Raw genomic sequence first — 26,641 nt, 5'->3', positions numbered from 1 at the left:
ATCCGGGCGCACCAATGCAGGCCATTGCAAATTTCTCGAGGAAGGCCCGTCGCTCGGTGCGCGACTTCCTCGCCGACAAGCGCGCGCTCGCGGCGACCGAATTCGCGGTCATCGTCCCGCTGATGCTGGTGATGTTCTTCGGCACGGTCGAATTCTCGTCGGCCATTGCGATCGATCGCAAGGTCACGCTGATTGCGCGAACGCTGTCCGATCTGACGTCGCAGTCGACGACGCTTGCCGATTCCGACATGCAGAACTCATTCACGGCGAGCATCTCGATCATCATGCCTTACGATGCGTCTCTCGTGAAAGGCTCGATCTCCCAGATCTATATCGATGCCGACAAGATCGCCACGGTGCAGTGGAGCAAGGCCGGCACCATCGCCAGCGGCGCCACGCAAGCGACGCTGGCGACCTCGGGTCGCAAGGCCGGGGACAAGGTGACCAGCGAGATTCCTGCGACCCTGCTCGTTCCCTCGACCTACCTGATCCTCAGCGAGGCGAGCTACACTTACAAGCCGACCGTGGGCTACGTGTTGAAGTCGAGTATCCAGTTGAGCGATCTGTCCTACACGCGGCCGCGTCAGGTTGCCTGCGTGCCCTATAACGGCGTGCCGTCCTCGTGCTGAGGCCCATGGTCCGGACCTGAAATGAAAAAGGCCGTGCGTTGCGCACGGCCTTCTTGCTTTCTCGCGAGCCGATCGGGCCAGGGGCCCGACAGGTTCAGCCTGCGGCGCGGAGGTTGTCCGCTGCCGACTTGCCGGAGCGGCGGTCGGCCACGACCTCGTAGGAGATCTTCTGGCCTTCACGCAGCGTGCCGAGGCCAGCACGCTCGACGGCGCTGATGTGGACGAACACGTCCTGGCCGCCATCGTCGGGCTGAATGAAGCCGAAGCCCTTGGTTGCGTTAAACCACTTCACGGTTCCCATGCTCACGGGGGTAGTCCCTTCTCAGATAACACAGTGTCAGAGCCCGCTCGCGCGGGCCGGTTGGATCGAATTTTTGGAAGGGTCGTCAGCGTGTCTGAACCGGCTGTACCGGTGGATGCTAATGTCGTCCGGCCGAAAATCGATAATTTCCTTTTATCGGAATTGGGGCCTCAAAACAATCCGGACGCACACGATTTTTTGATCCGCCGTGGCGTTCCACGGCGGATCCGCATCCAGGTCGGAATTCCAGCTGCCGCCTGCCCGCCAGCGATGGGTTAGCGACGACGGAACTGGCCGCCGCGCTGACCGGGACGGGGCGGTCCGCCCACGCCGCTGGGACGTTCGTCCTTGTGACGGAAAATCAGCCGGCCCTTCTCGAGGTCGTAGGGCGACATCTCCACCGTCACGCGGTCGCCCGCCAGCGTCTTGATGCGGTTCTTCTTCATCTTGCCGGCGGTATAGGCGACGATCTCGTGTCCGGCGTCGAGCTGCACGCGGTAGCGGGCGTCGGGGAGGATTTCGGTGACCAGTCCTTCGAACTGGATCAGCTCTTCCTTAGCCATGTGGGTGTCTCCAGTCGTGGACTGTTAGTTCGAATGAGGATTGCGGTTCGGTCGGCCGTTGGGGCGACTCTCGCGACGCAAAAAGGCAACGCCTTGTATTCCATCAGGCTTGCCGGCGCTATGCGCGGGACGCTGTTCCGACCGATCGGCTGGTGAGGAGTTCACCTTACCACCGTTACCGCGGCGGCGGCGAGACCCCTTGGAGGCCTTGTGGCCTTCACCGGGGCGGCCATCAACAGGTCTGCCCTCGAATTGGCGTCCTTCGCCATGCCTTCCGTCAGCATGCCTTCCGTCAGCATGCCGTCCGTCACCCTGCCTGCCGGCGCTATGATGCCGTCCGTCGGCATGCCTGTCGTCGCCACGCCGTCCGTCGCCGTGCCGGGCGCCCTGCGGACGCTGGCCCGGGCGACCGCCCGGCCGACCCTGGCGCTGCTGTTGCGGCGGCGGACCGGCATCGCGTCGGCCGGCGTCGGTGCGGTGATCTTCACGCGGCAGGGCCACGCGGATCAGCCGCTCGATGTCGCGGAGATAGCTGAGCTCCTCGCCACCGGCGACCAGCGAGATCGCGGTGCCGTCGGCGCCGGCGCGGGCGGTGCGGCCGATGCGGTGCACATAGGTCTCGGGGACGTTGGGCAGGTCGAAATTGATGACGTGGCTGATGCCGTCAACGTCGATGCCGCGGGCGGCAATGTCGGTGGCAACAAGGGTGCGGATCTCGCCGGTGCGGAACTGGGCGAGCGTGCGCTCGCGGTGGTTCTGCGACTTGTTGCCGTGGATGGCGTTGGCGGCGATGCCGGCCTTGGCCAGCGTCTTCACCACCTTGTCGGCGCCGTGCTTGGTGCGGGTGAAGACCAGCGCGCGGTTGATCGGCTCGTCCTTCAGGATCTTGGTCAGGAAGGCGGGCTTGGCCGAGAAGTCGACCTGGACGATGCGCTGGTTGATCCGCTCGGCGGTCGAGGAGACCGGGGTCACCGCGACGCGGGCGGGGTCGCGCAGCATGGCGTCGGCGAGCTCGGCGATGTCCTTCGGCATGGTGGCCGAGAAGAACAGCGTCTGGCGCTTGATCGGGAGCTTCGCGACGATTTTGCGGATGTCGTTGATGAAGCCCATGTCGAGCATGCGGTCGGCCTCGTCGAGCACGAGGAACTCCACGCTCGAGAGCTTCAGCCCGTTGCTTTGCACGAGGTCGAGCAGTCGGCCGGGGGTGGCGACCAGCACGTCCACACCCTGCATCAGGGCGCGGACCTGGCGGCCCATCGGCACGCCGCCGATGGCCAGCGTCGAGGACAGGCGGATATGGCGGCCATAGGCGTTGAAGCTGTCGAGGATCTGGCCGGACAGCTCGCGGGTCGGGGAGAGCACGAGCACGCGGCAGGTCTTGGGCTGCGGCTTGATACGGTTCTCGAGCAGGCGGTGCAGGATCGGCAGGGCGAAGGACGCGGTCTTGCCGGTGCCGGTCTGAGCGATGCCGACGACGTCGCGGCCGGTCAGTGCCAGCGGGATGGTCTGGGCCTGGATCGGGGTGGGGGTGACGTAATTCTCTTCCTGAAGAGCGCGCGCGATGGGTTCGGCGAGGCCGAAGTCCTGAAACGAAGTCAAAAGAGGGGTTCTTTCCATGTCAAAAGCGAGCGCCCGGCGCATCAGCGCGGCGCGCGCAAAAGGGTGTCGTGAAGACACCTGCGTGTTTGGGGTGTCGGATGGCTTGGGAGATATGGGGCAAGCCAGAGGCCCGTAGAGGGCTTAAGAACACGCGGCTCGCTACGACCCCTTGATTCGCAAGAGGTCTCGGCCGTTCATATGGAACATCGAGGGGGCGCTTTCAAGGCACACGCGCGCCAATTGGCGATCGCAGTGCAAAAATAGTTATGCCGGAAATTTAGCCAGAGGAGACGATTTGCTCAAAAACTAACCCGCCTGCCGCTTTGGCATACATTTCATATGCCTAAGATTTGGGCTCCGCCGCTGCGGCGAAACTTTGTTTTCGGCGGATTACTTGAGGACAATCAATGACTTGATGGGTGCTCATTGCATGGCACGGTTCTTGCGAATCCGTTAATCGCAGGCGGCCGTGGGGCCGTTTCGCAGCGTTTTTCACGTCTGCGTCAGGGAGATGAGACACTCATGTTTAGCAAATCTACTCACGATATAGCGGCGTCATTGAGCCGCCGCGGCGTGCTCGCCGCGACCGCCGGTCTGATGCTCGGTCTGGCTTCATTCACTGGCGCGAAGGCTGCCGACGACACCATCAAGGTCGGCGTGCTGCACTCCCTTTCCGGCACCATGGCCATCAGCGAAACCACGCTGAAGGACACCATCCTCTTCCTGATCGACGAGCAGAACAAGAAGGGCGGCGTGAACGGCAAGAAGCTCGAAGCCGTCGTCGTCGACCCCGCCTCGAACTGGCCGCTATTCGCCGAGAAGGCCCGCGAACTCATCACCAAGGACAAGGTCTCGGTCGTGTTCGGCTGCTGGACCTCGGTGTCGCGCAAGTCCGTGCTGCCGGTGTTCAAGGAGCTGAACAGCATCCTGTTCTATCCCGTGCAGTACGAGGGTGAGGAGAGCGAGCGTAACGTGTTCTACACGGGTGCTGCGCCGAACCAGCAGGCGATCCCCGCCGTCGACTATCTGATGAAGGAAGAGAAGGTGAAGCGCTGGGTGCTCGCCGGCACCGACTACGTCTATCCGCGCACCACCAACAAGATCCTGGAAGCCTATCTGAAGTCCAAGGGTGTCGCCCAGGAAGACATCATGATCAACTACACGCCGTTCGGTCACTCCGACTGGCAGACGATCGTCGCCGACATCAAGAAGTTCGGCTCGGCCGGCAAGAAGACCGCGGTGGTCTCGACCATCAACGGCGACGCCAACGTTCCCTTCTACAAGGAACTCGGCAACCAGGGCATCAAGGCGAAGGACATCCCGGTGGTGGCGTTCTCGGTCGGCGAAGAAGAACTCGCCGGCATCGACACCAAGCCGCTGGTCGGCCATCTCGCCGCGTGGAACTACTTCGAGTCGATCAAGAACCCGGCGAACGAGAAGTTCATCAAGGACTGGCAGGCCTACACCAAGAATCCGAAGCGCGTGACCAACGATCCGATGGAAGCGCACGTGATCGGCTTCAACATGTGGGTAAAGGCGGTCGAGAAGGTGAAGTCGACCGATCCGGACAAGGTGATCGATGCGCTTCCCGGCATCGAGGCGCCGAACCTGACCGGTGGCGTGTCGAAGATGCTGCCGAACCACCACATCACCAAGCCGGTGTTCATCGGCGAGATCAAGGCGAACGGCCAGTTCGACGTGGTCTGGAAGACCCCGAGCCTCGTTCCGGGCGACGCCTGGTCGAAGGAACTCGACGGCTCCAAGGACCTGATCGGCGACTGGGTCGGCAAGAAGTGCGGCAACTTCAACACCAAGACCAACAAGTGCCTCGGTTCGGGTTCCTGATCTCGATCTGACGCTCCATTGCACGATCGGAGAAGGCGGCGATCCCGCCGCCTTCTCCGCCCATTTCTGCCGGGGTCTTTCACAGTGCCAGCCCATTTGTCCGCGCGCCTCTGTGCGCTTGCGCTCTCGTTACTCCTGATCGCGTTCGCGCTGCCGGCCTTCGCCGGTCCGTTCGAGGACGGGGTCGCCAAATTTGCCAATGACGATTTCTCCGACACCGAAGAGGCGATCGGCGTAGTCGCGAGCAGCGGCAACAAGCTGGCTTTCCCCATCATCAGCGCGCTTCAGGACGGCCGCCTCATGGCCGACCCCGACAGCAAGAAGGTTTACGTCACCGGCACCGACGGCAAGTCGATCGATGCCGCGACCGGCGAGGCGGTCGCCAGCGTTCCCGACAGCGCGAGCGCGGTCCGCCTCAACAACCGCCTGCGCCGCAGCGTCGATGCCGCGCTCGGCAGCCTGACGCTGCAGTCGCCGGATGTCGGAACGCGCCTGCAAGCTGCGCAGTCCGTGTTCAAGTCGCATGAGGAGACTGCGCTCGAGGCCGTCGACGCCGCGCTCGCCAAGGAAACCAACAGGTCCGTCAAGGCTGCGCTCGGCGACGCCCGCGCCGCCATCCTGCTGTTCAAGTCCGACGCCACCGAGGTCGAGAAGCTCGAGGCGGTCGCGACCCTCAAGGCGCGCGGCGACCAGGAAGCGATGGCGCTGCTCACCGGCATGGGCGACCAGCCGGCCTCGGTGACCAAGGCTGCGGCCAGTGCCATCAGCTCGATCCAGTCCTCGCTCGCGGTCTGGTCCGGCGTGCAGAACGCCTGGTACGGCCTCTCGCTCGGCTCGGTGCTGCTGCTCGCCGCCATCGGGCTCGCCATCACCTTCGGCGTGATGGGGGTCATCAATATGGCCCATGGCGAGATGGTGATGATCGGGGCCTACACCACCTTCGTGGTGCAGGAGGTGATCCGCACCCGCTACCCCGCTCTGTTCGACTACTCGTTGCTGATCGCGGTGCCGCTCGCCTTCCTCGTCGCCGGCGCCATCGGCGTGTTGATCGAGCGCAGCATCATCCGCTTCCTCTACGGCCGTCCGCTGGAGACGCTGCTGGCGACCTGGGGCCTGTCGCTGGTGCTGCAGCAGGCAGTGCGCACCATGTTCGGCCCGACAAACCGCGAGGTCGGCAATCCCTCCTGGATGAGCGGCGCGTTCGAACTCGGTCAGATCACCATCACCTACAACAGGCTCTGGATCCTTGTCTTCACGCTCGCGGTGTTCGCGATCCTGCTCGCGATGCTGCGCTACACCGCGCTCGGTCTCGAGATGCGCGCGGTGACGCAGAACCGCCGCATGGCGGCGTCGATGGGCATCGCCACCTCGCGCGTCGACGCGCTGACCTTTGGCCTCGGCTCGGGCATTGCCGGCATCGCCGGCGTGGCGTTGTCGCAGATCGACAATGTCAGCCCCAATCTCGGCCAGAGCTACATCATCGACAGTTTCATGGTCGTGGTGTTCGGCGGTGTGGGTAATCTGTGGGGCACGCTGGTCGGCGCCTTCACGCTCGGCATCGCCAACAAGTTCCTGGAGCCGGTCGCCGGCGCCGTGCTCGGCAAGATCGCGATCCTCGTTCTCATCATCCTGTTCATTCAAAAACGCCCGCGCGGCCTGTTCGCGCTCAAGGGCCGTGCGGTGGAAGCATGACCCCTCACATGCTGACCCGATCGCTGGACCGCAGCGCGACGATCTTCCTTGCCGTCGTCGCGGCCTGCGGCATCCTCATCCCGCTCTCGAACCTGCTGCTGCCCGCGGGCTCGTTCCTGCAGGTGCCGACCTATCTGGTCGCGCTCTGGGGCAAATATGTCTGCTACGCGATCCTCGCGCTCGCGATCGACCTGATCTGGGGCTATTGCGGCATCCTCTCGCTCGGCCACGGTGCCTTCTTCGCGCTCGGCGGCTATGCCATGGGCATGTATCTGATGCGGCAGATCGGCAGCCGCGGCGTCTACGGCAATCCTGTTCTGCCGGACTTCATGGTGTTCCTGAACTATTCGAAGCTGCCCTGGTACTGGTACGGCTTCGACATGTTCTGGTTCGCTGCGTTGATGGTGCTGGTCGTGCCGGGCCTGCTCGCCTTCTGCTTCGGCTGGCTCGCCTTCCGCTCCCGCGTCACCGGCGTGTACCTCTCGATCATCACGCAGGCGATGACCTATGCGCTGCTGCTTGCCTTCTTCCGCAACGATTTCGGCTTCGGCGGCAACAACGGCCTGACCGACTTCAAGGACATCCTCGGCTTCAACGTCCAGGCCGAGGGCACCCGCGCAGCGCTGTTCGCGCTGAGCTGCCTGGCGCTGATCCTCGGTTTCCTGATCTGCCGCTCCATCGTCTCGTCCAAGCTCGGCAAGGTGCTGATCGCGGTGCGTGACGCGGAATCGCGCACGCGCTTCCTCGGCTACCGCGTCGAATCCTACAAGCTGTTCGTGTTCACGGTGTCGGCCTGCATGGCCGGCGTTGCCGGCGCGCTCTACGTGCCGCAGGTCGGCATCATCAACCCATCCGAGTTCGCGCCGGGCAATTCGATCGAGGCAGTGATCTGGGTCGCGGTCGGCGGCCGCGGCACGCTGGTCGGCGCCGCGCTCGGGGCCATCGTCGTCAACTACGCCAAGACGTTCTTCACCTCGGGCGTGCTGGCGCCGTACTGGCTGTTCATGCTGGGTGCATTGTTCATCCTGGTGACGCTGCTGCTGCCGAAGGGCATCGTCGGCACCTTCAATGCCTGGTGGGATTCCTTGAAGGAGAAGCGCGCCGCTGCCTCGGTGAGCGCTGCCGCCGAAGACGGCGTCACCCAACCGAAGATGGCGGAGTAGGCGGTCATGAACGTCATGGACAACCGCGCAACCTCCGCAATGCTCTATCTTGACGGCGTGCACGTCTCGTTCGACGGCTTCCACGCCATCAACAATCTGTCTCTGACGCTCGAGCCCGGCGAGATGCGCGCCATCATCGGCCCGAACGGCGCCGGCAAGACCACGATGATGGACATCATCACCGGCAAGACCAAGCCGGACGAAGGCACCGTGCTGTTCGACGGCGTCACGGATCTGACGCGCCTCGACGAGACCCGCATCGCCGAGCTCGGCATCGGCCGCAAATTCCAGAAGCCGACCGTATTCGAGAGCCAGACCGTGCAGGACAATCTGCTGCTCGCGCTCAATGTCGACCACAGCGTCAAGGGCACGCTGTTCTGGCGCGGCAGCAAGGCCGAGTCCGAGCGCATCGACAAGGTGCTGGAGACGATCCGGCTCACGGAGGCCCGCAACCGCCTCGCCGGCAGCCTCAGCCATGGCCAGAAGCAGTGGCTCGAGATCGGCATGCTGCTGGCACAGGACCCGAAGCTGCTGCTGGTCGACGAGCCCGTCGCCGGCATGACCGACGTCGAGACGCATCTCACCGCCGAGCTCTTGAAAGAGATCAACAAGACCCACACCGTGATGGTGGTCGAGCACGACATGACGTTCGTGCGCGAGCTCGGCGTCAAGGTCACCTGCCTGCACGAAGGCACGGTGCTCGCGGAAGGAACCATCGACCAGGTCTCGTCCAACGAGCGGGTCATCGAAGTCTATCTGGGTAGGTAGCGAGTGGTGAATAGGGAGTGGCGAATGGATTGGCCGTTTCTCTTATTCGCTACTCGCCATTCGCTATTCGCCCGCAAAGGTGTTTCCGATGCTTGAAGTCAAAGATATCAACCTGTTCTACGGCGCGGCGCAGGCGCTGCGCGGTGTCTCCATCGCGGCGGAGCCCGGCAAGGTGACGTGCGTGCTCGGTCGCAACGGCGTCGGCAAGACCTCGCTTCTGCGCGCCATGGTCGGGCAATACCCGATCTCGTCGGGCGCGATCGTGCTCGACGGCAGCGACATCACGGGCTTGAAGCCCTACGAGCGGGCGCGCAAGGGCATCGGCTTCGTGCCGCAGGGCCGCGAGATTTTTCCGCTGCTGACGGTGGAGGAGAACCTCAAGACCGGCTTCGGTCCGCTCAAGCGCGAGGACAAGCACATTCCGGACGACGTGTTCTCGCTGTTTCCGGTGCTGCAATCCATGCTCGGGCGGCGCGGCGGCGATCTCTCCGGCGGCCAGCAGCAGCAGCTCGCGATCGGCCGCGCGCTGGTGATGCGGCCGAAGCTTCTCCTGCTCGACGAGCCGACCGAGGGCATCCAGCCCTCCATCATCAAGGACATCGGCCGCGCCATCTCCTATTTGCGCAATCTCGGCAACATCGCCATCGTGCTGGTCGAACAATATCTCGACTTTGCCTGCGAACTCGGCGACAGTTTCGCGGTGATGGATCGCGGCGCGGTGAAGTTCACCTGCGACCGCGCCAATCTCGACGCGAGCGAGATCAGCCGCCAGATGGCGCTGTAAGCCATTTTGCCGCGACCGGCTGGGGAGGCGGATGCGCAGCGAACGATCAGCTAATTCTACCGACCTTGAGTCGACGATTTTCGAGGCGAACCGTGCCCGTGGCGCGGTGCGCTTCGACGTGCATGCGCGCGATGGCGTGACGCGGCGCGGGACCTTGCATGAATCCGGCTCGCTCCGTGTCCGCTTTCCCTCGCCGGAAGATCAGGGCCTGTCCGGCGTGTTCGTCAACACGGCAGGTGGCGTCGCCGGCGGGGACAATTTCGATATCGGGATCGCGGCGGCCGAGGGCGCACGCCTGACCCTGACGACGGCGGCTGCCGAAAAGGTCTACCGTGCGCCCGGCGCCGCGGCGCAGCTCAATATCGACCTGAAGGTTGCCGCAGGCGCGCATCTCGCATGGCTGCCCCAGGAAACGATCCTGTTCGATCGCGCCCGGGTCCACCGCCGCTTCGATATCGAGCTCGATGAGGCCGCCTCGCTCCTGCTTTGCGAGATCGTCGTGTTCGGCCGCACCGCGATGGGCGAGCGGATGGAGCAGGGCGAATTCGTCGACCGCTGGCGGCTGCGCCGTGGCGGCAAGCTCGTATTCGCCGAGACCGTCCGGCTCGACGGCAATATCGGCGCAAAGCTTGGGCGATCCGCCGTTGCCAAGGGCGGAGCCGCGATCGGCACGGCCCTGATCGTGCCCGGCGACGAGGCCCTGGTGGAGCGCATTCGCGAGGCGTCGGAGTCCTTCTCCGGCGAGGTCGGAATCTCCGCGTGGAATGGCTTTGCAATGGCGCGGTTCTGTGCCCAAGATGCGGCGCGCCTGCGCGCCGACATGATGGCCGTGCTGGCGCGCACCGGTGCCGCGCTGCCGCGGCTCTGGTTGAACTGACCGGCTGAATTGACGTGCTGAACGGAAGAGATTTCGCATGAACCTGTCTCCCCGCGAAAAGGACAAGCTTCTGATCTCGATGGCGGCGATCGTGGCGCGGCGGCGGCTTGATCGCGGCGTCAAGCTCAACCACCCCGAGGCGATCGCGATCATCTCCGATTTCATCCTCGAAGGCGCGCGTGACGGCCGCACCGTCGCCGAGCTGATGCAATCCGGCGCGCAGGTGCTCACCCGCGATCAGGTGATGGCGGGCATCCCCGAGATGATCCACGACATCCAGGTCGAGGCGACTTTTCCGGATGGCACCAAGCTCGTCACCGTGCACGAACCGATCCGGTGAAGCACGACACTACATCACCACTGTCATGCCCGGGCTTGACCCGGGCATCCACGACCTTCGAACCAAGTGGCACCACGTGGATGGCCGGGACAAGCCCGGCCATGACGCAGCGGAGCAAGACGAGGTAGCACATGATCCCCGGCGAACTCTTCATCCAGGACGGCGAGATCGAGCTCAATGCCGGCCGCAAGACCGTGACGCTGACGGTGGCGAACACCGGCGACCGCCCGATCCAGGTCGGCTCGCACTACCACTTCTTCGAGACCAACCCCGCGCTGAAGTTCGACCGCAAGAAGTCCCGCGGCATGCGCCTCGACATTGCCGCCGGCACCGCCGTCCGCTTCGAGCCCGGCCAGACCCGCGACATCCAGCTCGTCGCGCTTGGTGGCAAGAAGACGATCTACGGCTTTCGCGGCGACGTCATGGGCAAGCTGTGAAGCGATGTTTTCGAAGCGTGCGGAGCCCCAAGGACGAGCAGCGCCAACGGCGGTGAGCCGGGCGTCCGCTTGGCCGGTCCATCGAGGCCTCGCCGCCATCGTCCTTGTTCTCTCCTTCCCATCCATTGGCTACAGCGAAGACGGCTGGCAGTGGCGAGTGAACAAGGTCAGCGACGGACGGCTGCTGCTCGCTTTCACTGAGACTGAGGCTACCGACGAATTGGGAACGGTGTGGTTCTACTGTCGGCCGGCGTCCGGCATGGTCGACGTTTTTGGGGCGGCCAACGACAAGGAGCGCAAGGTCCTCGCCGACTTCGTTCGATCGAACACCTATCCGAAGGTGGAATTCGAAGGTGGAGCGTCGATCGTCGAGCCGTCGTTTTCGGAGGCCGGCGGCTGGGAATATCGTTTTCGGATGAGTGCCGACGGCGCTTGGTTCAACAAGTTCAAGCAAACTGGCCGGATCGGATTCAAGTTTGGATCCGTGGTCGCAGACTATGGAAAGGATCCGATCGCGAAGTCCGGCTTGAAGAAAGTTGCCGAATTTCAGGCGCAATGCCTGCAGCCCGCCATCACTGGCACCTCAGGCGGGACAGGGGCTCAACGATGACTTTCGACGACGATCGCGCTCGCGCAGTGAACGACGCGTCCAGCCGCATCGAGGAGGCGTGAAGCATGCTGCCTGCCGTCCACCTCATCTCCGAAGCCGCCGGGCTGGCCGCGCGCCGGCACAATGGCATGGCGCGGAAGGGGCGCGGTAACGAGCCCTACATCAATCACCTCGCGGAAGTCGCGAACCTGCTGGCTACCGCGACCGATGGCGCCGATGCCGAGCTGGTCGCGGCCGGATGGCTGCACGATACGATCGAGGACACCGACACCACGCGCGAGGAACTCGCGCAGAAGTTCTCCGAGCGTGTGGCTTCGCTCGTCGTCGAATGTACCGACGACATGAGCCTGCCGAGGGCAACGCGGCGGCAGAAACAGATCGAGGACGCTCCGCACAAATCGCCGGGCGCCAAGCTGATCAAGATCGCCGACAAGATCAGCAATATCGGTGCGCGCGTTCATGCCGACCCGACCACTGAGGAGCGCGGCGATCTCGCCGACTATACCGGCTGGGCCGAGCAGGTCGTTGCCGGTTGCCGCGGCGGCAATCGGTGGCTCGATACGAAATTCGACGATGCCGTGAGGGCAGCGAGGGCTTCGCTGTGAACAGTCAGAAATTCAAACGCAAACGGGGCTTGTGATGTCCGTCAAAATTAAGCGTTCCGTCTATGCCGACATGTTCGGTCCGACCACCGGGGACAAGGTGCGGCTGGCCGACACCGATCTCATCATCGAGGTGGAGAAGGATTTCACCATCTATGGCGAGGAGGTGAAGTTCGGCGGCGGCAAGGTGATCCGCGACGGCATGGGGCAGTCGCAGGTGACCAACAAGCAGGGCGCGGCCGACACGGTCATCACCAACGCGCTGATCGTCGATCACTGGGGCATCGTCAAGGCCGACGTCGCTATCAAGGACGGCATGATCTCCGCGATCGGCAAGGCCGGCAATCCCGACATTCAGCCGGGCGTCACCATCATCATTGGCCCGGGCACGGACGTGATCGCGGGTGAGGGCAAGATCCTCACCGCGGGCGGCTTCGACAGCCACATCCATTTCATCTGTCCGCAGCAGATCGAGCACGCGCTGATGTCAGGCGTCACCTCGATGCTCGGCGGCGGCACCGGCCCCTCGCATGGCACCTTTGCAACCACCTGTACGCCGGGGCCGTGGCACATGGGGCGGATGATCCAGTCCTTCGACGCGTTCCCGGTCAATCTCGGCATTTCCGGCAAAGGCAACGCCTCGCGGCCCGCAGCCCTGATCGAGATGATCAAGGGTGGCGCCTGCGCGCTGAAGCTGCATGAAGATTGGGGCACGACACCGGCCGCGATCGACAATTGCCTGTCGGTGGCAGACGCCCACGACATCCAGGTGATGATCCACACCGACACGCTGAATGAATCCGGCTTCGTCGAGGACACTATCAAGGCCTTCAAGGGCCGCACCATCCACGCTTTTCACACCGAAGGCGCCGGCGGCGGTCACGCGCCTGACATCATCAAGGTCGCGGGCCTGAAGAACGTGCTGCCGTCCTCGACCAATCCGACGCGGCCCTTCACGCGCAACACCATCGACGAGCATCTGGACATGCTGATGGTGTGCCACCACCTCGATCCCTCCATTGCGGAGGACCTCGCCTTCGCCGAAAGCCGCATCCGGAAAGAGACCATCGCGGCCGAGGACATCCTGCACGATCTCGGCGCGCTCTCGATGATGTCGTCGGACTCGCAGGCGATGGGCCGCCTCGGCGAGGTCATCATCCGGACCTGGCAGACCGCGGACAAGATGAAGAAGCAGCGCGGGTCGCTGCCGCAGGACAAGGGCAAAGACAACGACAATTTCCGGGTCAAGCGCTACATCGCCAAATACACCATCAACCCCGCGATCGCCCACGGCGTGTCGAAGCTGATCGGCTCGGTGGAGAAGGGCAAGATGGCCGATCTCGTGCTGTGGTCGCCGGCCTTCTTCGGCGTCAAGCCGGACTGCATCGTCAAGGGCGGCACGATTGTCGCAGCGCCCATGGGCGATCCCAATGCCTCGATCCCGACGCCGCAGCCAGTGCATTACCAGCCGATGTTCGGCGCCTTCGGCAAGGCGCGCACGGCATCCTCCGTGGTGTTCACCTCGAAGGCCGCGATCACCGGCGGTCTCGCGCGCAAGCTCGGCATCGAGAAGAAGCTCTATGCGGTGCAGAACACCCGCGGCAAGATCTCGAAGAAGAGCATGATTCATAACGACGCGACGCCCAATATCGAGGTCGATCCTGAGACCTACGAGGTGCGCGCCGACGGCGAGCTACTGACCTGCGCTCCGGCGGAGGTGCTGCCCATGGCGCAGCGATATTTCATGTACTGAAATAGCGCCTTGACGCATGTCCCCGGCGCGGTCCGGGGACGGCCTTTTGCGGTTTTGCGTTCGGTCCCGCCTGGTCTAATGTCCCGCCCGGTATTGAACCCTTTAGAAGAAAAGCCGGGAGGATTTCTCGTGATCTACGTCGTTGCCACCTTGACCATCAAGCCCGAAACGCGCGCTGAATTCATTGCAGCGGCCACCGCCTGCATCAAGGAGACGCGGAAAGAGCCCGGCAATATCGCCTATGACCTGCATGAGAGCGTCACGGATCCCGCCAAGATGGTGTTCGTCGAGCAGTGGGAAAACGCCGAGGCGCTGGTGCCGCATCGCGCCATGGAGCATATGAAGACGTTCGGCCGTGTCGCCGTGAAGTGCTTCACGGCGCCGCCGAAGATCGAGGTGATCACGCCCGAGAAGGTCGAGACAAGGTAACGAGGTAGAGCATGATCCGGGCGACGCAGGTCAAGGGACAGCACCGCTTCGCGGAAGCGCCGGCGGATACGGTCGTGCTCGATTTCGATGATCGGCACCGCCGTCGCATGGCGATGACGGGGACGCGGGGGCTCGAATTCCTGCTCGACCTCGAGAATGCCGTCGCGCTCCGCGGCGGAGATGCGCTGGTGCTGGAGGACGGCCGGCTGGTCGAGGTGGTCGCGGCGCCCGAGCCGCTGCTCGAAATCCGCGGCCGCGATCCACACCACCTGATCCGCGTCGGCTGGCATCTCGGCAACCGCCATCTGCCGACCCAGATCATGGCAAAGGCCCTGCGCATTCGCCGCGATCACGTCATCGAGGCCATGGTGAAGGGCCTCGGGGCGCGCGTGATCGAGATCGAGGCGCCGTTCGATCCCGAAGGCGGTGCCTATGCCGATGCGGGCCATGCCCATGGGCACGACGATCATGCCCATCACGATCACGGGCATCATCATGATCATGGCCACGATCGCCACGGTCACGATCATCATGATCACCACGACCACGATCATCACCACCATGACCATGCCTCACATGACCATGGGCATGATCATCACCATCACCATGACGAGCATTGCGACCATCCCGACCATCACCACGGCCACAAGCATGCTCATGACCACAAGTGAGTCGGTCAGCGCCGACGGTCTCGACGAGGGCGAGGCGGCGGCGCTGTACCGGCTGATGACCTGGCTGTCGCCAGCATTTCCGGTCGGCGGCTTCTCCTATTCCAGCGGCATCGAATGGGCGGTCGAGGCGGGCGACATCGTCGATACGACCACGCTGGCCGACTGGCTCGACGCGATGCTCGGCGACGGTTCCGGTTTTTGTGACGCGACGTTTCTAGTCCACGCCTATCGCGCTGCGGAGGTGGACGAGAAGACGACCTTGAGCGAGATCGCCGAGCTTGCCACCGCCTTCGTGCCGTCGCGCGAGCGGCAGCTGGAGACGAGTTCGCAGGGCCGCGCCTTCATCGACATCGCCCGCGCCGCGTGGGATGCCGACGGACTGGATGCCATGGTTTCGGCGTGCCACACGCCACTGGTTTATCCGGTCGCGGTCGGTGTCGTCGCTGCCTTGCACGGTGTGCCGCTGGCGCCGACGCTGCACGCCTTCCTGCATGCCGTCGTCTCGAACTGGATTTCCGCGGCAAGCCGCCTCATTCCGCTCGGCCAGACCGACAGCCAGCGCGTGCTGGTGAGGCTGGAGGCTGCTGTGGCTGCCACCGCCGACCGTGCGCTGCATGCGACACTGGACGATCTCGGCAGCGCGACCTTCCGCGCCGACCTCGCCAGCCTGCGGCACGAGACACAATATACGCGGCTGTTCCGCTCGTGAGAGCGAGGCGGCCCTCAACCCATCGAGAGCGAGCGAATCACATGTCGAAATCTCACGGCCCTTTGCGTGTCGGCGTCGGCGGCCCGGTCGGATCGGGCAAGACCGCGCTGATGGATTTGCTCTGCAAGACCATGCGTGAGCGCTATGACATCGCCGCGATTACCAACGACATCTACACGAAATGGGATGCCGAATTCCTGGTGCGGTCGGGCTCGCTGACGCCGGACCGCATTGCCGGCGTCGAGACCGGCGGCTGTCCGCACACCGCCATCCGCGAGGATGCCTCAATGAATCTCGCCGCGGTCGCGGACATGCGCGCCAAGTTTCCCGGGCTCGACCTCGTGCTGATCGAGTCCGGCGGCGACAATCTTGCTGCCACTTTTTCCCCGGAGCTGGCCGACCTCACCATCTATGTGATCGACGTGGCCGCCGGCGACAAGATCCCGTCCAAGGGCGGCCCCGGCATCACCCGGTCCGATCTTCTGGTCATCAACAAGATCGACCTTGCGCCCCATGTCGGCGCCTCCCTAGAGAAGATGGACACGGACGCCCGGCGCATGCGCGGCGAGCGTCCTTTCGTCATGACCAACCTGAAGAAAAGCGAGGGGCTCGACCGCATCGTCGGCTTCATCGAGGCCAAAGGCGGCTTGAAACGGGCGGGCTGACGGCGCGACGAACTGGCGCATGCGTTTTTCGCCATTAACCTTGGGGTCCGGGCCGCGACGACGGAACAAATTTCGGACACGGCGATTGATTACCTCCGGTGCCCGGGCAAATCATCCCGGCCAGACCATTGGCCGGGCGGATTAAGCTTTTCGGGCGACCCAAGTTGCGTACTGATGCCTCCTCCTCCATTATCTCTGCCACTGGGGTCCACCCTGTTTCGGCACATGGCCGTTCGAGCGGCGTTCATATGCTCCCTGTTTATTGCCGACCTCCTGCCTTCGCCTGAGTAGTCGCGTGGTCCGGCTGGGTTTCATCATCGGTTTCATCGCTCTGCTCGGGGCCTTGCTCTCCGGGCTTGCGGCCTATCGCGTCCACGACCAGGAGCTGGCGCTGGACCGGATCGCGCTCGCCCGTGCGATCGACGTTCACGCCAGCCTGGTCCAGGATCGGCTCACGGAGCGCGAACTGCTCGCCCGTGTCGCCTCAGGCCTGTTCCGCGCGCCATCCGTGATCAAGCCGAACATGCTGGAGCCGCTGCGCTCGGCCATCTACGCGTTCAAGACGGATTTCGTGGTGGCCGGCTGGATCGCCCGGCTGAAGCCGAACGAACTGACTGCGGCGCAGGCTGCCATCGGGGGCGCCGGCTTCCCGAACCCGAAGATCCGCACCTTTGACGACAAGTCGATCAATCCCGCTGACATCACCGAGCCGATCGACGTGCTGTTGGATCTCGAGCCGCGCAGCGACGAGACCAAGACTCTGCCGGGCCGGAGTTACGACCAGGACCCGGTTCGCAGCGCCATGCTGACGCGCGCCCGGGTCGAGAAGAGATCGGTCGCCTCGGACCCGATTCCGTTGTTGCGGGAGAACGGGCCCATCGGCGTCATCGTGGCTGCGCCCGTCATTCCCGAGGGGGCAACCGAGCCGGCCGGCTTCGTCACGTTTTCCTACGAGCTCGCCTCGCTGATGCTGACCAATGACGACATGTCGCTGTTCTCGGTCGCGCTCAGGGATCCCCGCAAGGAAGGTGGCGAGCTGATCGCCAACGACCAGGGCGTGGTCTCGACGCGCAGGGTGGCGGCGGACGGGCCGGCGCCGTCGGCGACGCGCACGGTGAGCTTCGGTGGCCGTGATTGGCAGCTCGGCTACTACGCCAAGACCAACTCGGTGCGACGCGCGGAGCAGACCGCGATCATCGTGGCGGCGATCGGTTTTGCGATCACGGCGATGGTGTGCGGCCTGTTCGGCTATGTCGCCTACAACAATCTGCGGCTCAGCCGGGAAATCCAGGTCCGAATCGGCTTCGAGCGCCGCTTGACCGCCGTGATCGACGAGCTCAACCACCGGGTCAAGAACATCCTGGCGGTGATCCAGTCGATCGTGACGCGCACCTTGCGCCACGGCGCGGACATCGATGTCGCCCGCGAGCTTCTGATCGGGCGCATCCATGCCATGTCCAACGTGGTCTCGCTGCTCAGCGAGAGCCAGTGGCAGGGCGTCAAGTTGAAAGGCCTGTTCGAGGCGCGGGCCATCCCGCATGCTGACCGCATCGCCGTCACCGGGCCCGATATCGCGGTCAGCGCACGCGCGGCGCAGAGCCTCTCGCTGCTGTTCTTCGAACTCGCCTCGCATTCCGACGAGGGCCTGTCGCTGGTCGGAAAGCATCCGCACATCACCGCAAGCTGGACGGTGACGGGTGAGGAGCCCGACGAGGTCTTCCAGTTCCGCTGGGAGGAGTTCAACACCAGCGAGGCGACCCGCCGTCCCGATTCCGATTTCGGCCTGATCCTGCTCGACCGTGTTGCCCCCGAGGCGTTGGGGGGCACCGCCAAGCGCTATTTCACCGACGTCTCCTACGTCTATGAACTGACTGCGCCGATGGAGACGGTGGTCGACATGACCGAACGCGATCGCACGGACAAGATCTCGGCGCCGGTGCGGCCAGCGCGATAGCTATCCCTTCGGCCGCAGCACCAGGTCGACCAGATTGCGGGCGTAGCCGGGCGTGATCGGCGCGATGCCGAAGACGTAACGATAGAACAAGCCGCCATAGATTGCGTCGTAGAGATCCTCGGCCGGCCCTTCGGCCAAAATGCTGCCGTCGTGCTGGCCCGCCGCGATCATCTCCACCAGGGCGTCGCGGCGGAATTGCAGATAGCGGGCATAGAACAGTTCGGCGGATCCGGTCTTGGAGATGCATTCGGAGATGACGGCGAGCTGGACCTTGCCGAACTCGCCCTGCAGCGCCTCGGCATAGGCCGTGGCGTGACGGCGGGCGCGCGCAGCCGGGCTGCCGGAGCTCTCCGGCGGCAGCGGCAGCATCTGCGCGGCATGCTGAAGAAAGGCGTCGATCAGAAGCGCCTCGCGGGACGGCCACCATTTGTAGATCGTCATCTTGGAGACGCTGGAATGGCGGGCGACCGCGTCGATGGTGGTGGCGGCAAGGCCCGTGGAGGCCATCAGCACATAGGCGCTTTCGAGAATGGCGTTGCTGGTCTCGACCGATCGCGGCCGGCCGCGCCGGGGGGCACCCTCCGCCCCTTCACCCCCGCCATTTGCCATCACCACGCCCGGTCTCCTCGCGCAACCCGCTTCCACTCCGGGATAGCGTAGCCGCGGCGGCCGGCCTAGGGAATTCGATCGTTCGCTAGGCCTGCTGCCGCAAGGCCGCGGGCAGGTCCTGCCATTTCGACCAGGCGATATAGTAGGCCACCGCGGTCATTGCCGCGAAGCCGACGAGGCTCACCACGATCTGCATCACCACCAGATTGGCGCTGGTGATCAGGATGAGGTGGCCGGCGAAGGACAGGAACACGCCGACGCAGAACACGGCGAGCCATTCCTCGCCGCATTTGATGACTGCCTGGAGCGGCTTCAGCCGCAGGCCGGGGTGATCGGCCGGGATCAGATGGGTCGCCAGCAGCGCAAGCGCGAGGAAGTGGACCACGCGATAGGGCGCGAGGTTTTCCTTGTCGGTCGGCGCTATGCTGCCGAGTAGAAAATCCGGCAGGTAGGCGGACAATTCGGGCGAATGGCGCAACAAGGTGACGGCCATCGCGAAGATGAGATAGGTCCCCGCAAGTATCCGCAGCCAGCTCATCTCGCGCAGCACGCGTCCCGATGCGCCTGTCACGGCGAACCAGCCGCCGAGCACCATCAGCATCTGCCAGCACAGCGGATTGAAGGTCCATTCCTGGTCCGGGTAGACCCGAAAATTCCAGTCGAACCAGCGCGCGGCGAGATAGAGCGCGACCGACGCCGCCAGCGTCACGTTCGGCCGCCGCAACAGGCCCCACAGTGCGAATGGGAAAAACGCCATCAGCGGGATCATCAATTGCAGGAGATCGAGATTCAGCGGCTCCTCCTGGAGCATGAGGCCGCGGACAAGGATGCGCAGCGGATGCTCGAGAATCCCGGAAATATTGTACTCGTGGATGATTTCCGGAGCCATCGACTGCGAGGCGACGTAGGCGATGGTGTCGATGTAGATCACGAACAGCACGACATAGGCGGCATAGAGCCGCCAGACGCGGCGGAAGATGCGCGTCGCGGCGACAAGATAGCCGCGCTCCAGTGCGATCCGGCCGTGGATGATCGCGACGCCGTAACCTACCACGAACACGAACAGGTCGGCGGCGCCGCTGAAGCCGAAGTTACGCAGCGTCAGCAGGTTGACGACGTTGTTCGGGATGTGGTCGACGAACACCGACCAATTGGCGATGCCGAGCGTCAAATAGAGCCTGGCGTCATGGTGGAATGCGGCAAGATTCGCCTGGACGGACGGTTTCATTGAGTAAAATAGCTTTGAGAATCAGGATGCTGCTTTTAGCGGCAACCGCCTGCCCATCCGAGTAGCGTTTGCGTGAGGGGAGGCCGTGTTCTCAAAATTGCGCAAGAGCGGCCAATGATTACCCCCACGCGCCGCGCTGGTCTTGCGGACGAAATTTTCTTAACGCGACCCGGCCCTTACTCGGCCGGTTCGGCCGATACCTCGTCGGACACGCCGGCACGGCTCGCCATGATGCCGAGGGCAACGCCGCCGATCGCCAGGATCGGCAGCAGCCGCTTGATCCCGATGGCGCGCGCGATCTGGAGCCCGGTGGCGAGCAGCATGGGGTCCGCGAGCATGCTCTGCGCCGCCGACTTCGCGGCACGCTCGGCCGCGATCTGGGCTTGCTTGCGCAGCTCCCGCTTGTAGGCCCAATAGCTCACAGCTGCGGCCAAGGTCAGGAGAAAGAAGACGCCTGCGCCGGCGAGGCAAGCTTGCACCGGACCATATTTGTCGAGCACGGAGATGAAGGCTGCCGCACAAAGGAAGCAGGTGGTGATGAACAAGGCGAACGCCGCACCTGCGGCCAAGGAAGTCAGGCGCACAGTCGTTCCGGTGGATGCACTGAGTCCATCGATGATGCGCTGAAACATGGCCTTGCTCCTCGGATCCCCAACAAGCCGTATCGGCGGCGCAGGCCGCGCCGCCGTCTCAACATCAGTTTGTGCGTCCTACCGGCGCCAGGCGGCGCCGATCAAAAAGCCGATCCCGAGCGCGAGGCCGACCGTCGCAAGCGGCCGCTGGGTGATGGCGTCTTCGAGCGTCTCTTCGATCGATCCGTAGGCTTCCTGGGCCGCGCCCATCATCGCGCTGCCGCGCTCCGACATGTCGTCCATCGCGGTGTCCATGTTCTCGCGGGCCTGGCGGTAGCCGCGGCGGGCCTGCCTGCTCGTGGAATTGGCAAAGGTGTTGAGCGCGTCGGTGATCTGGTCGGTGAGGGCGGCGATATCGCTTTTCACGGCTGCTACATCCTTTTCGAGGCGTTCTCTGGTGGCTTTGTCGGTCCAGTCTCTCATCCCGGCTTCGGTGCTGGTCGCGGACATCGGGAGCTCCAAACTGTTGACGGCTGAGATAGCCGGAGAACGTTTCGTGGTCGGGGAAGTTCCGTTCGTGGAAACCGGTCAGGCTCGCGGCAGCTGCGGCGAATTCGCCGGCAACAGATGCTCTTTGACGATCAGGGCCACGATCAAGAGCGGCGACGACAGAAAGGCACCCATCGGGCCCCACATCCAGGTCCAGAACGCCAGCGCAAGCAGGACTGCGAGGGCATTCAGCGCGAGCCGCCTGCCGATGATGGTCGGAGTGATGAAGTGCCCCTCCAGAAAAGTAAGACCGCCGAAGGCAAGTGCCGCCATCAGGCCGCCGCTGATGGTCGGAAAGGCGACCAAACCCACCACGACCAGCACCGCGAACATCGCGACCGGCCCGATGATCGGGATGAAGTTGAGCGTTGCTGCGAGCGCGCCGAGCCCGGCCGGATTGGGCATTCCGGTGAGCGCGCAGATGAGACCGGTGCCGACACCGACGCCGACGTTGATGAGCGTCACCGTCAGGAGATAATTGCCGAGATGCACCTCGATCTCGTTGAGTATCCGGAGCGTGCGAAGCCGCGCGTCATGATCGCTGAAGGTCATGATCATGGCGCGCCGCAGGTCGCGCCAGCTGGCGATGAACAGGATCAGGGTGACGAAGAACAGCAGGAATTCGGTAAAGGTCGGTGACAGGAATTCCAAGGTCGGCTGCACCCACTCGACCTTGGGCATCTGGAAGCTCGGCAACCCTTCCGAGCCGCCGATCATGGCTTGCGTCTCGCGCCACAGCGCAAGCGGCCGGTCGAACACATGCATCTTGTCCTTGAGTTGCGCGCCCAGCTCCGGCAGGCGCGTGCTCCACTCCATCACCGGGGAGGCGATCAGCGCCACCACGAAAGCGACCACCGCGGTCCCCGCGACCACGATCAGAGCGGCGCCCAGTCCGCGCGGCACCTTGTACCGCTCCAGAAAGCCCGCCGCCGGCGACAGCATGGTGCCGGTGACAAAGGCCATCACCACGGGCAGGAAGAAGGCCCTTCCAACGTAGAGCACGGTGACGAAGGCAATCAGCAGCAGGCCTGCAAGCGCGAAGGCGACGAACTCCGTGCGGCGGATGACCGGCGGCAGCTCACTACGGCTGTCGGGAAGCGGGTCGCCTTCGCTATTGCCGGGACTCAGACGTTCACTCGGAAGGACGCGCACAATCTCTCTCCCGCACGGAGGCCTCGTCCGCGCGCCCATTTGACGACCGATAATGCGCGAGCCCCGCTGCGGTTCCATCGCGGCATCGTGAAGCCGTGCTCGCTTGACTGTGACATGGCTGCCGCTCGCTGCACCGGAACTTGGGGCGCCCTTTCGGAGTTCATTGGGCAGCGCATCACCCTGATGCACACACTTCACGGGGCAGCACATGACAAAGTTCTCTGCAGTCCGTCGCAGCTTTTCGCCGCGCGTCGTCACCGCATTCGCTTTTGCAACCGCTCTTCTCGCGGTGCCGTTCGGCGGCGCGAGCGCGCAGACGTTCGGCTATGCGCCGATGCAGCCACAGGCCTACCCGCAGGACCAGGCGTATTCGCAGGGCACGGTCAACGAGGCACCGCAAGCGGTCGACGAGGATGCCCAGCTGCCCGATCGCCTGCGCAAGCAGATCGTCGGCTTCGATCGCAGCGAGCCGGCCGGCACCATCGTGATCGACACCAACAGCACCTATCTCTACTACGTGCTCGGCAACGGCCGTGCCATTCGCTACGGCGTCGGTGTCGGCCGCGAAGGGTTCACCTGGTCCGGCGTGCAGAGCGTCAGCCGCAAGGCGGAATGGCCGGACTGGCATCCGCCGGCAGAAATGATCGCGCGGCAGCCCTATCTGCCGCGCTTCGTCGCCGGCGGTCCCGGCAACCCGCTCGGTGCGCGTGCGATGTATCTCGGCTCCAGCGAATACCGGATCCATGGCACCAACGATCCCTCCACGATCGGAAAATTCGTTTCCTCCGGCTGCATCCGCATGACCAACGAGGACGTCATCGACCTGTTCGGCCGCGTCAATGTCGGCGCCAAGGTCGTGGTGCTGCCGAAGAACGCCCCGCTGATGGCCAGAGGCGGCGACCCCGTGCGCAAGCGTCCGGCCGTGACGACGCTGCCCTCGGGGCGGCAGGTGCTGAATATTTCGGCGCCATCGGCCGTGAACTAAGTCGGATCGAGTGAGGTCACATGAGCAGAGGCCTGATTGGCAAAGTGGCTGGCGGAACGGCGATCCTGGTTGTCGCCTCCGCCGGGCTGGCATTGGCGCCCGCGGCACATGCGGAGGATTTCTTCTCGGCTCTGTTTGGCGGCTTCCGCATGCGGCCGCCCCCGGAAATCCGGGTGCCGTTCCCCAATGACGACATGCAGCGATACGACACGCCGCGCCAGCGGGCGTCTTATGGCGGCGGCACCGCCTATTGCGTGCGCGGCTGCGACGGCCGCTACTTCCCGGCGCAAGGCAACGATGCCGAGAGCAAGGCGCAATCCTGCAAGAGCTTCTGCCCGGCGTCGGAGACCTCGCTGGTCTATGGCGGCAACATCGACGACGCCACCTCGGATAAGGGAAAATCCTATTCCGAATTGCCCAACGCGTATCGCTATCGCAACGAGATCGTCGCGGGCTGCACCTGCAACGGCAAGGACCCGGTCGGGCTTGCTCAGGTCAAGGTCGAGGACGATCCCACCATGCGCAAGGGCGACATCGTCGCGGGCGCCGACGGCCTCGTGGTTGCCAACCGCAATGCCAACGACCGCCGCGGCGTCGCGATGAATTTCTCTCCGCTGCCGGACTCGGTGCGCGCGAAGTTCCGTCAGGTCCCGGTGGTGGCGAAGGAGTAGGGGCGGAAAGCTTTCGTCCTATCTCCGCCGTCGTCCCGGACAAGCGCGCCTCGAAAGGCGCGCGTAGATCCGGGACCCATAGCCACGGGCGGGCATTTGGCGAAGACTCGGAGCGATCGGCTCGCGCCAAGCCACTCCCTGTGGTTATGGATTCCCGCGTTCGCGGGGATGACAGGGAGATTGTGGCGACAGCCTTCTCTCCAACCCGCAGCCCTTACGCCGCGCGGATCTTGCCCAGGAAGTCGCTGACCTGGTGGCCGAGCTGGCGGCTCTGGGTCTCCAGCGTCTCGGACGCCTGCTTGACGTTCTCCGCAGCACCTGCGGCCGTGTCGGCGTCGGCCTTCACGCCGGTGATGTTGTCCGAGACGTTCTTGGTGCCCTGGGCCGCATATTGCGTGCTGCGGGTGATCTCCTGGGTCGCCGCGCCCTGTTCCTGCACGGCGGCGGCAATCGCGGTGGCGACCTCGTTGACTTCGCCGATGATGCCGCCGATGGCCTGGATGGCGTTGATGGCATCGCCCGCGACCTTCTGGATGTCGGCGATCTGCTCGGAGATCTCCTCGGTCGCCTTCGCGGTCTGGCTCGCCAGTGACTTCACCTCGGAGGCGACGACCGCAAAGCCGCGCCCGGCTTCGCCGGCACGTGCGGCCTCGATGGTGGCGTTCAAGGCCAACAGGTTGGTCTGTGCCGCGATGGTGTTGATCAGCCCGACGACTTCGCCGATACGCCCCGCCGATTGCGCCAGCCCCTGCACGGTGCCGTCGGTCTCGCGCGCCTGATTGACGGCGCGGCTGGCGATGCCTGCGGCGTGGGCGGCCTGCTGGCTGATGTCGTTGATCGAGGCCGAGAGCTCCTCGGCGGCAGCCGCGACGCTGTCGACGCTCGTCGAAGCCTCGTGCGACGCCTTGCCGGCGATCTCGACACGTTCATTGGTCTGGCGCGATACGGCGGACAGATCGCCCGAGGTCTTGCGCATTTCGTCGGAGGCTTCGCTCAGCTCGCCGAGTGATTTGCGCACCACGCCTTCGAACTCGCCGACATAGGCTTCCATCGCGCGCTGGCGCGCGGCGGCGCCGGCGTTGCGCTCGCGCTCCTGCTCTTCGATCTTGAGCTTGTCGATGGCCTGCTGCTTGAAGGTTTCGAGCGCGCCGGCGAGCGAGCCGATCTCGTCGTGACGGTCGAGATAGCCGCTGTCGACGGCAAGGTCGCCGCCGGCAACCTCGAGCATGGCGTCGCGAATCCGGTGCAGCGGCGTGATCACGCGGCGGCTGACGGCCAGCATGGTAGCGCCGGTCAGGACGATCGCGGCGATGAGCAGCGCGGTATTGACGATCAGTGACTGCACGGCGGCCGCCCGCTGCGCGGCGGAGTGGTCCTTGGCGGTCTGCAGGGCGGCGTCGGCCAGCCTCACTGCCGTCATCATGCGGGGCACCGAATAGGGGCTCCACTGGTTGGCGGTCATGGACGGCTTCTCGCCCTTGGCGACCGTCGTGATGATGCCGTCGCGTGTGGCGGCGTATTGCGGATCGAAATAGGTCGACTTGGTTTCGGTCATCGCCGCCGCCAGCGCCGGCGGCAATTGCATGCCGGAGGCGGCCAGCTCGATCGCGGTCCAGGCGGCGTCTGTGCCGCCGACGAATTTGGTATAGGCGAGCTGCACCTCGGGCGCGATCTTGCCGGCGTTGATTGCGTTGCCGACGAGCTGCGAGGACTCGCCGGCGGTGTTGCGCAGCAGCCAGGCCATCTGCTTGATGGTCAGGAGCTGGTCGATGGTGGCGTCCTGGTGGTTGACGCTGGCGGCGAGCCCGCCCGAGAGCTTTTCGAGCTGCGCCATCAGCGCGTCTTCGGTCGCGACATATTCCTTGGCGAGGCCTGCGCGGCGCTCGGCCTTGGGCTTCACGACCTCGGTCCAGAACTCGGCCTGTGCGGCCAGCAGCGTCTTGTTCAGCTTGCCAAGATCAGCGATGAACGCCTCGCGTTGGGCGACATCGGTCGTGGGCAGGATCTCGAGCGTGCTGGCCAGCGCCGGCATCAAGGCGCCGCGAATCTCGCGGATGTATTTCTCGATGTCCTTGTCCATCGCGACATCGGAGGTGAGCTGGCGGTTGCTGGTCGAGCGGTCGGCCCGGATGTTGGCCATCGCCTTGAACACTTCGGCCGAGGCGGTCGAAACCGCGACGATCCGGTTGGCCTGCTGCAGCCGGCCCCATGAGCTCCAAGCGTTGATCGAGAAGCCGATGACGACGACGAGTGCGGTGGAGAGGATCACCGTCTTCAGCAGCGCGGATACGGTCAAGCGGTTGAGCATCGGAGACCCCAAGATACGCAGTTCGAGTTCGTGGCCCTGAACGGCAGCCCACGAAGTTCGAAAGACCAGGGGATGCACGCGACAGACGCGCCCGCCGGAGGCGAGCGCGTGAGACGCATTTGGCCCGAAAAGGGTAAAGACTTAGGCAGTGTTCCCGCCGTAAAATTACGGGGGGC

The 26,641-nt window shown here is 64.4% G+C and carries 28 protein-coding genes; 19 read left to right on the top strand and 9 right to left on the bottom strand.

Going from position 1 to position 26,641, the window contains the following annotated elements; translation table 11 throughout:
- The first annotated feature begins 14 nt into the window (after window positions 1-14).
- Window positions 15-629, top strand: a complete 615-nt coding sequence (locus tag Q0743_RS29165) for a TadE/TadG family type IV pilus assembly protein (protein WP_298244903.1) — start codon at window positions 15-17, stop codon at window positions 627-629.
- Window positions 630-723: 94 nt separating this feature from the next.
- Here the strand turns inward: Q0743_RS29165 and Q0743_RS29160 are convergent, their stop codons facing one another.
- The 3 genes from Q0743_RS29160 to Q0743_RS29150 form a co-directional block, all read right to left on the bottom strand.
- A complete protein-coding gene (locus Q0743_RS29160; protein WP_097659975.1) occupies window positions 724-936 on the bottom strand; it encodes a cold-shock protein in 213 nt (70 codons plus the stop codon).
- Between the two features lie 269 nt (window positions 937-1,205).
- Window positions 1,206-1,493 (bottom strand): translation initiation factor IF-1, encoded by a 288-nt coding sequence (gene infA, locus Q0743_RS29155; protein ID WP_008131890.1) that lies wholly within the window; start codon window positions 1,491-1,493, stop codon window positions 1,206-1,208.
- Between the two features lie 24 nt (window positions 1,494-1,517).
- Window positions 1,518-3,134 (bottom strand): DEAD/DEAH box helicase, encoded by a 1,617-nt coding sequence (locus Q0743_RS29150; protein WP_298244937.1) that lies wholly within the window; start codon window positions 3,132-3,134, stop codon window positions 1,518-1,520.
- Window positions 3,135-3,614: 480 nt separating this feature from the next.
- Between Q0743_RS29150 and urtA the strand changes: the two genes are divergently transcribed.
- The 16 genes from urtA (at window position 3,615) to Q0743_RS29070 (ending at window position 18,391) form a co-directional block, all read left to right on the top strand.
- Complete coding sequence (gene urtA / locus Q0743_RS29145) at window positions 3,615-4,937, top strand: urea ABC transporter substrate-binding protein (protein ID WP_298244902.1); 1,323 nt, start codon at window positions 3,615-3,617, stop codon at window positions 4,935-4,937.
- Window positions 4,938-5,021: 84 nt separating this feature from the next.
- On the top strand, window positions 5,022-6,629 hold the full coding sequence (urtB, locus tag Q0743_RS29140) for an urea ABC transporter permease subunit UrtB (protein ID WP_298244901.1): 1,608 nt from the start codon (window positions 5,022-5,024) through the stop codon (window positions 6,627-6,629).
- Window positions 6,626-7,792 (top strand): urea ABC transporter permease subunit UrtC, encoded by a 1,167-nt coding sequence (gene urtC / locus Q0743_RS29135; protein WP_298244900.1) that lies wholly within the window; start codon window positions 6,626-6,628, stop codon window positions 7,790-7,792. The genes urtB and urtC overlap by 4 nt, the downstream gene beginning before the upstream one ends.
- A gap of 6 nt (window positions 7,793-7,798) precedes the next feature.
- A complete protein-coding gene (urtD, locus tag Q0743_RS29130) occupies window positions 7,799-8,560 on the top strand; it encodes an urea ABC transporter ATP-binding protein UrtD (protein ID WP_018318771.1) in 762 nt (253 codons plus the stop codon).
- An 88-nt stretch (window positions 8,561-8,648) separates the two neighbouring features.
- Window positions 8,649-9,344 (top strand): urea ABC transporter ATP-binding subunit UrtE, encoded by a 696-nt coding sequence (gene urtE / locus Q0743_RS29125; protein WP_298244899.1) that lies wholly within the window; start codon window positions 8,649-8,651, stop codon window positions 9,342-9,344.
- A gap of 31 nt (window positions 9,345-9,375) precedes the next feature.
- On the top strand, window positions 9,376-10,221 hold the full coding sequence (locus Q0743_RS29120; RefSeq protein WP_298244898.1) for an urease accessory protein UreD: 846 nt from the start codon (window positions 9,376-9,378) through the stop codon (window positions 10,219-10,221).
- A 37-nt stretch (window positions 10,222-10,258) separates the two neighbouring features.
- Window positions 10,259-10,561 carry an urease subunit gamma gene (locus tag Q0743_RS29115; protein ID WP_298244897.1) on the top strand — a complete coding sequence of 101 codons (303 nt, stop codon included), beginning with the start codon at window positions 10,259-10,261 and terminating at the stop codon, window positions 10,559-10,561.
- A 131-nt stretch (window positions 10,562-10,692) separates the two neighbouring features.
- The gene (locus Q0743_RS29110) at window positions 10,693-10,998 is read left to right on the top strand and encodes an urease subunit beta (RefSeq protein WP_298244896.1); all 306 of its coding nucleotides are present in this window, start codon (window positions 10,693-10,695) and stop codon (window positions 10,996-10,998) included.
- Window positions 10,999-11,155: 157 nt separating this feature from the next.
- Complete coding sequence (locus Q0743_RS29105; RefSeq protein ID WP_298244895.1) at window positions 11,156-11,608, top strand: hypothetical protein; 453 nt, start codon at window positions 11,156-11,158, stop codon at window positions 11,606-11,608.
- A 65-nt stretch (window positions 11,609-11,673) separates the two neighbouring features.
- A complete protein-coding gene (locus Q0743_RS29100) occupies window positions 11,674-12,213 on the top strand; it encodes an HD domain-containing protein (RefSeq protein ID WP_298244894.1) in 540 nt (179 codons plus the stop codon).
- A gap of 34 nt (window positions 12,214-12,247) precedes the next feature.
- Window positions 12,248-13,963, top strand: coding sequence for an urease subunit alpha (ureC, locus tag Q0743_RS29095; protein ID WP_298244893.1), 1,716 nt, complete (start codon window positions 12,248-12,250; stop codon window positions 13,961-13,963).
- Between the two features lie 129 nt (window positions 13,964-14,092).
- Window positions 14,093-14,392, top strand: a complete 300-nt coding sequence (locus tag Q0743_RS29090; RefSeq protein WP_007599815.1) for a putative quinol monooxygenase — start codon at window positions 14,093-14,095, stop codon at window positions 14,390-14,392.
- 11 nt (window positions 14,393-14,403) lie between these two features.
- A complete protein-coding gene (locus Q0743_RS29085; RefSeq protein WP_298244892.1) occupies window positions 14,404-15,063 on the top strand; it encodes an urease accessory protein UreE in 660 nt (219 codons plus the stop codon).
- Window positions 15,044-15,772, top strand: coding sequence for an urease accessory protein UreF (locus Q0743_RS29080; RefSeq protein ID WP_367184949.1), 729 nt, complete (start codon window positions 15,044-15,046; stop codon window positions 15,770-15,772). The genes Q0743_RS29085 and Q0743_RS29080 overlap by 20 nt, the downstream gene beginning before the upstream one ends.
- A 41-nt stretch (window positions 15,773-15,813) precedes the next feature.
- The gene (ureG, locus tag Q0743_RS29075) at window positions 15,814-16,437 is read left to right on the top strand and encodes an urease accessory protein UreG (protein WP_008131868.1); all 624 of its coding nucleotides are present in this window, start codon (window positions 15,814-15,816) and stop codon (window positions 16,435-16,437) included.
- A 295-nt stretch (window positions 16,438-16,732) separates the two neighbouring features.
- Window positions 16,733-18,391: an HWE histidine kinase domain-containing protein gene (locus Q0743_RS29070; protein ID WP_298244891.1), complete on the top strand. Its 1,659-nt coding sequence runs from the start codon at window positions 16,733-16,735 to the stop codon at window positions 18,389-18,391.
- Here the strand turns inward: Q0743_RS29070 and Q0743_RS29065 are convergent, their stop codons facing one another.
- The 5 genes from Q0743_RS29065 to Q0743_RS29045 form a co-directional block, all read right to left on the bottom strand.
- The gene (locus tag Q0743_RS29065; RefSeq protein WP_298244935.1) at window positions 18,392-19,000 is read right to left on the bottom strand and encodes a TetR/AcrR family transcriptional regulator; all 609 of its coding nucleotides are present in this window, start codon (window positions 18,998-19,000) and stop codon (window positions 18,392-18,394) included.
- Window positions 19,001-19,085: 85 nt separating this feature from the next.
- Entirely contained in the window at window positions 19,086-20,228 is a 1,143-nt protein-coding gene (locus Q0743_RS29060) for an OpgC domain-containing protein (protein WP_298244890.1), read from the bottom strand.
- A gap of 176 nt (window positions 20,229-20,404) precedes the next feature.
- Window positions 20,405-20,860, bottom strand: a complete 456-nt coding sequence (locus tag Q0743_RS29055; protein ID WP_298244889.1) for a hypothetical protein — start codon at window positions 20,858-20,860, stop codon at window positions 20,405-20,407.
- A gap of 78 nt (window positions 20,861-20,938) precedes the next feature.
- Window positions 20,939-21,310, bottom strand: a complete 372-nt coding sequence (locus Q0743_RS29050) for a YqjD family protein (protein WP_298244888.1) — start codon at window positions 21,308-21,310, stop codon at window positions 20,939-20,941.
- 78 nt (window positions 21,311-21,388) lie between these two features.
- Window positions 21,389-22,501, bottom strand: a complete 1,113-nt coding sequence (locus tag Q0743_RS29045) for an AI-2E family transporter (protein WP_298244887.1) — start codon at window positions 22,499-22,501, stop codon at window positions 21,389-21,391.
- A 208-nt stretch (window positions 22,502-22,709) separates the two neighbouring features.
- Between Q0743_RS29045 and Q0743_RS29040 the strand changes: the two genes are divergently transcribed.
- The gene (locus Q0743_RS29040; protein WP_298244886.1) at window positions 22,710-23,486 is read left to right on the top strand and encodes a L,D-transpeptidase; all 777 of its coding nucleotides are present in this window, start codon (window positions 22,710-22,712) and stop codon (window positions 23,484-23,486) included.
- Between the two features lie 20 nt (window positions 23,487-23,506).
- On the top strand, window positions 23,507-24,157 hold the full coding sequence (locus tag Q0743_RS29035; RefSeq protein WP_298244885.1) for a DUF2865 domain-containing protein: 651 nt from the start codon (window positions 23,507-23,509) through the stop codon (window positions 24,155-24,157).
- 214 nt (window positions 24,158-24,371) lie between these two features.
- Here Q0743_RS29035 and Q0743_RS29030 read toward each other — a convergent pair whose 3' ends face one another.
- Window positions 24,372-26,465 (bottom strand): methyl-accepting chemotaxis protein, encoded by a 2,094-nt coding sequence (locus Q0743_RS29030; RefSeq protein WP_298244884.1) that lies wholly within the window; start codon window positions 26,463-26,465, stop codon window positions 24,372-24,374.
- Between the last annotated feature and the right edge of the window lie 176 nt (window positions 26,466-26,641).

This window comes from uncultured Bradyrhizobium sp. (genome assembly GCF_936943645.1).
Classification (GTDB): Bacteria; Pseudomonadota; Alphaproteobacteria; order Rhizobiales; family Xanthobacteraceae; genus Bradyrhizobium.
Note: the sequence above shows the minus strand (reverse complement) of the source record. Positions and strands in the feature narration are given on the sequence as shown.

Excerpts from the sequence above, each read along its gene's own strand:
- Q0743_RS29080 (WP_367184949.1), top strand. The coding sequence starts at position 15,044 with ATGCTCATGACCACAAGTGAGTCGGTCAGCGCCGACGGTCTCGACGAG.
- Q0743_RS29110 (WP_298244896.1), top strand. The coding sequence starts at position 10,693 with ATGATCCCCGGCGAACTCTTCATCCAGGACGGCGAGATCGAGCTCAAT.
- Q0743_RS29065 (WP_298244935.1), bottom strand. The coding sequence starts at position 19,000 with ATGGCAAATGGCGGGGGTGAAGGGGCGGAGGGTGCCCCCCGGCGCGGC.
- Q0743_RS29085 (WP_298244892.1), top strand. The coding sequence starts at position 14,404 with ATGATCCGGGCGACGCAGGTCAAGGGACAGCACCGCTTCGCGGAAGCG.
- urtA (WP_298244902.1), top strand. The coding sequence starts at position 3,615 with ATGTTTAGCAAATCTACTCACGATATAGCGGCGTCATTGAGCCGCCGC.
- urtE (WP_298244899.1), top strand. The coding sequence starts at position 8,649 with ATGCTTGAAGTCAAAGATATCAACCTGTTCTACGGCGCGGCGCAGGCG.
- Q0743_RS29150 (WP_298244937.1), bottom strand. The coding sequence starts at position 3,134 with ATGCGCCGGGCGCTCGCTTTTGACATGGAAAGAACCCCTCTTTTGACT.
- Q0743_RS29055 (WP_298244889.1), bottom strand. The coding sequence starts at position 20,860 with ATGTTTCAGCGCATCATCGATGGACTCAGTGCATCCACCGGAACGACT.
- Q0743_RS29165 (WP_298244903.1), top strand. The coding sequence starts at position 15 with ATGCAGGCCATTGCAAATTTCTCGAGGAAGGCCCGTCGCTCGGTGCGC.
- Q0743_RS29115 (WP_298244897.1), top strand. The coding sequence starts at position 10,259 with ATGAACCTGTCTCCCCGCGAAAAGGACAAGCTTCTGATCTCGATGGCG.
- Q0743_RS29120 (WP_298244898.1), top strand. The coding sequence starts at position 9,376 with ATGCGCAGCGAACGATCAGCTAATTCTACCGACCTTGAGTCGACGATT.
- Q0743_RS29100 (WP_298244894.1), top strand. The coding sequence starts at position 11,674 with ATGCTGCCTGCCGTCCACCTCATCTCCGAAGCCGCCGGGCTGGCCGCG.
- Q0743_RS29030 (WP_298244884.1), bottom strand. The coding sequence starts at position 26,465 with ATGCTCAACCGCTTGACCGTATCCGCGCTGCTGAAGACGGTGATCCTC.
- urtC (WP_298244900.1), top strand. The coding sequence starts at position 6,626 with ATGACCCCTCACATGCTGACCCGATCGCTGGACCGCAGCGCGACGATC.
- Q0743_RS29060 (WP_298244890.1), bottom strand. The coding sequence starts at position 20,228 with ATGAAACCGTCCGTCCAGGCGAATCTTGCCGCATTCCACCATGACGCC.
- Q0743_RS29050 (WP_298244888.1), bottom strand. The coding sequence starts at position 21,310 with ATGTCCGCGACCAGCACCGAAGCCGGGATGAGAGACTGGACCGACAAA.
- infA (WP_008131890.1), bottom strand. The coding sequence starts at position 1,493 with ATGGCTAAGGAAGAGCTGATCCAGTTCGAAGGACTGGTCACCGAAATC.
- Q0743_RS29040 (WP_298244886.1), top strand. The coding sequence starts at position 22,710 with ATGACAAAGTTCTCTGCAGTCCGTCGCAGCTTTTCGCCGCGCGTCGTC.
- ureC (WP_298244893.1), top strand. The coding sequence starts at position 12,248 with ATGTCCGTCAAAATTAAGCGTTCCGTCTATGCCGACATGTTCGGTCCG.
- Q0743_RS29035 (WP_298244885.1), top strand. The coding sequence starts at position 23,507 with ATGAGCAGAGGCCTGATTGGCAAAGTGGCTGGCGGAACGGCGATCCTG.
- ureG (WP_008131868.1), top strand. The coding sequence starts at position 15,814 with ATGTCGAAATCTCACGGCCCTTTGCGTGTCGGCGTCGGCGGCCCGGTC.
- urtD (WP_018318771.1), top strand. The coding sequence starts at position 7,799 with ATGAACGTCATGGACAACCGCGCAACCTCCGCAATGCTCTATCTTGAC.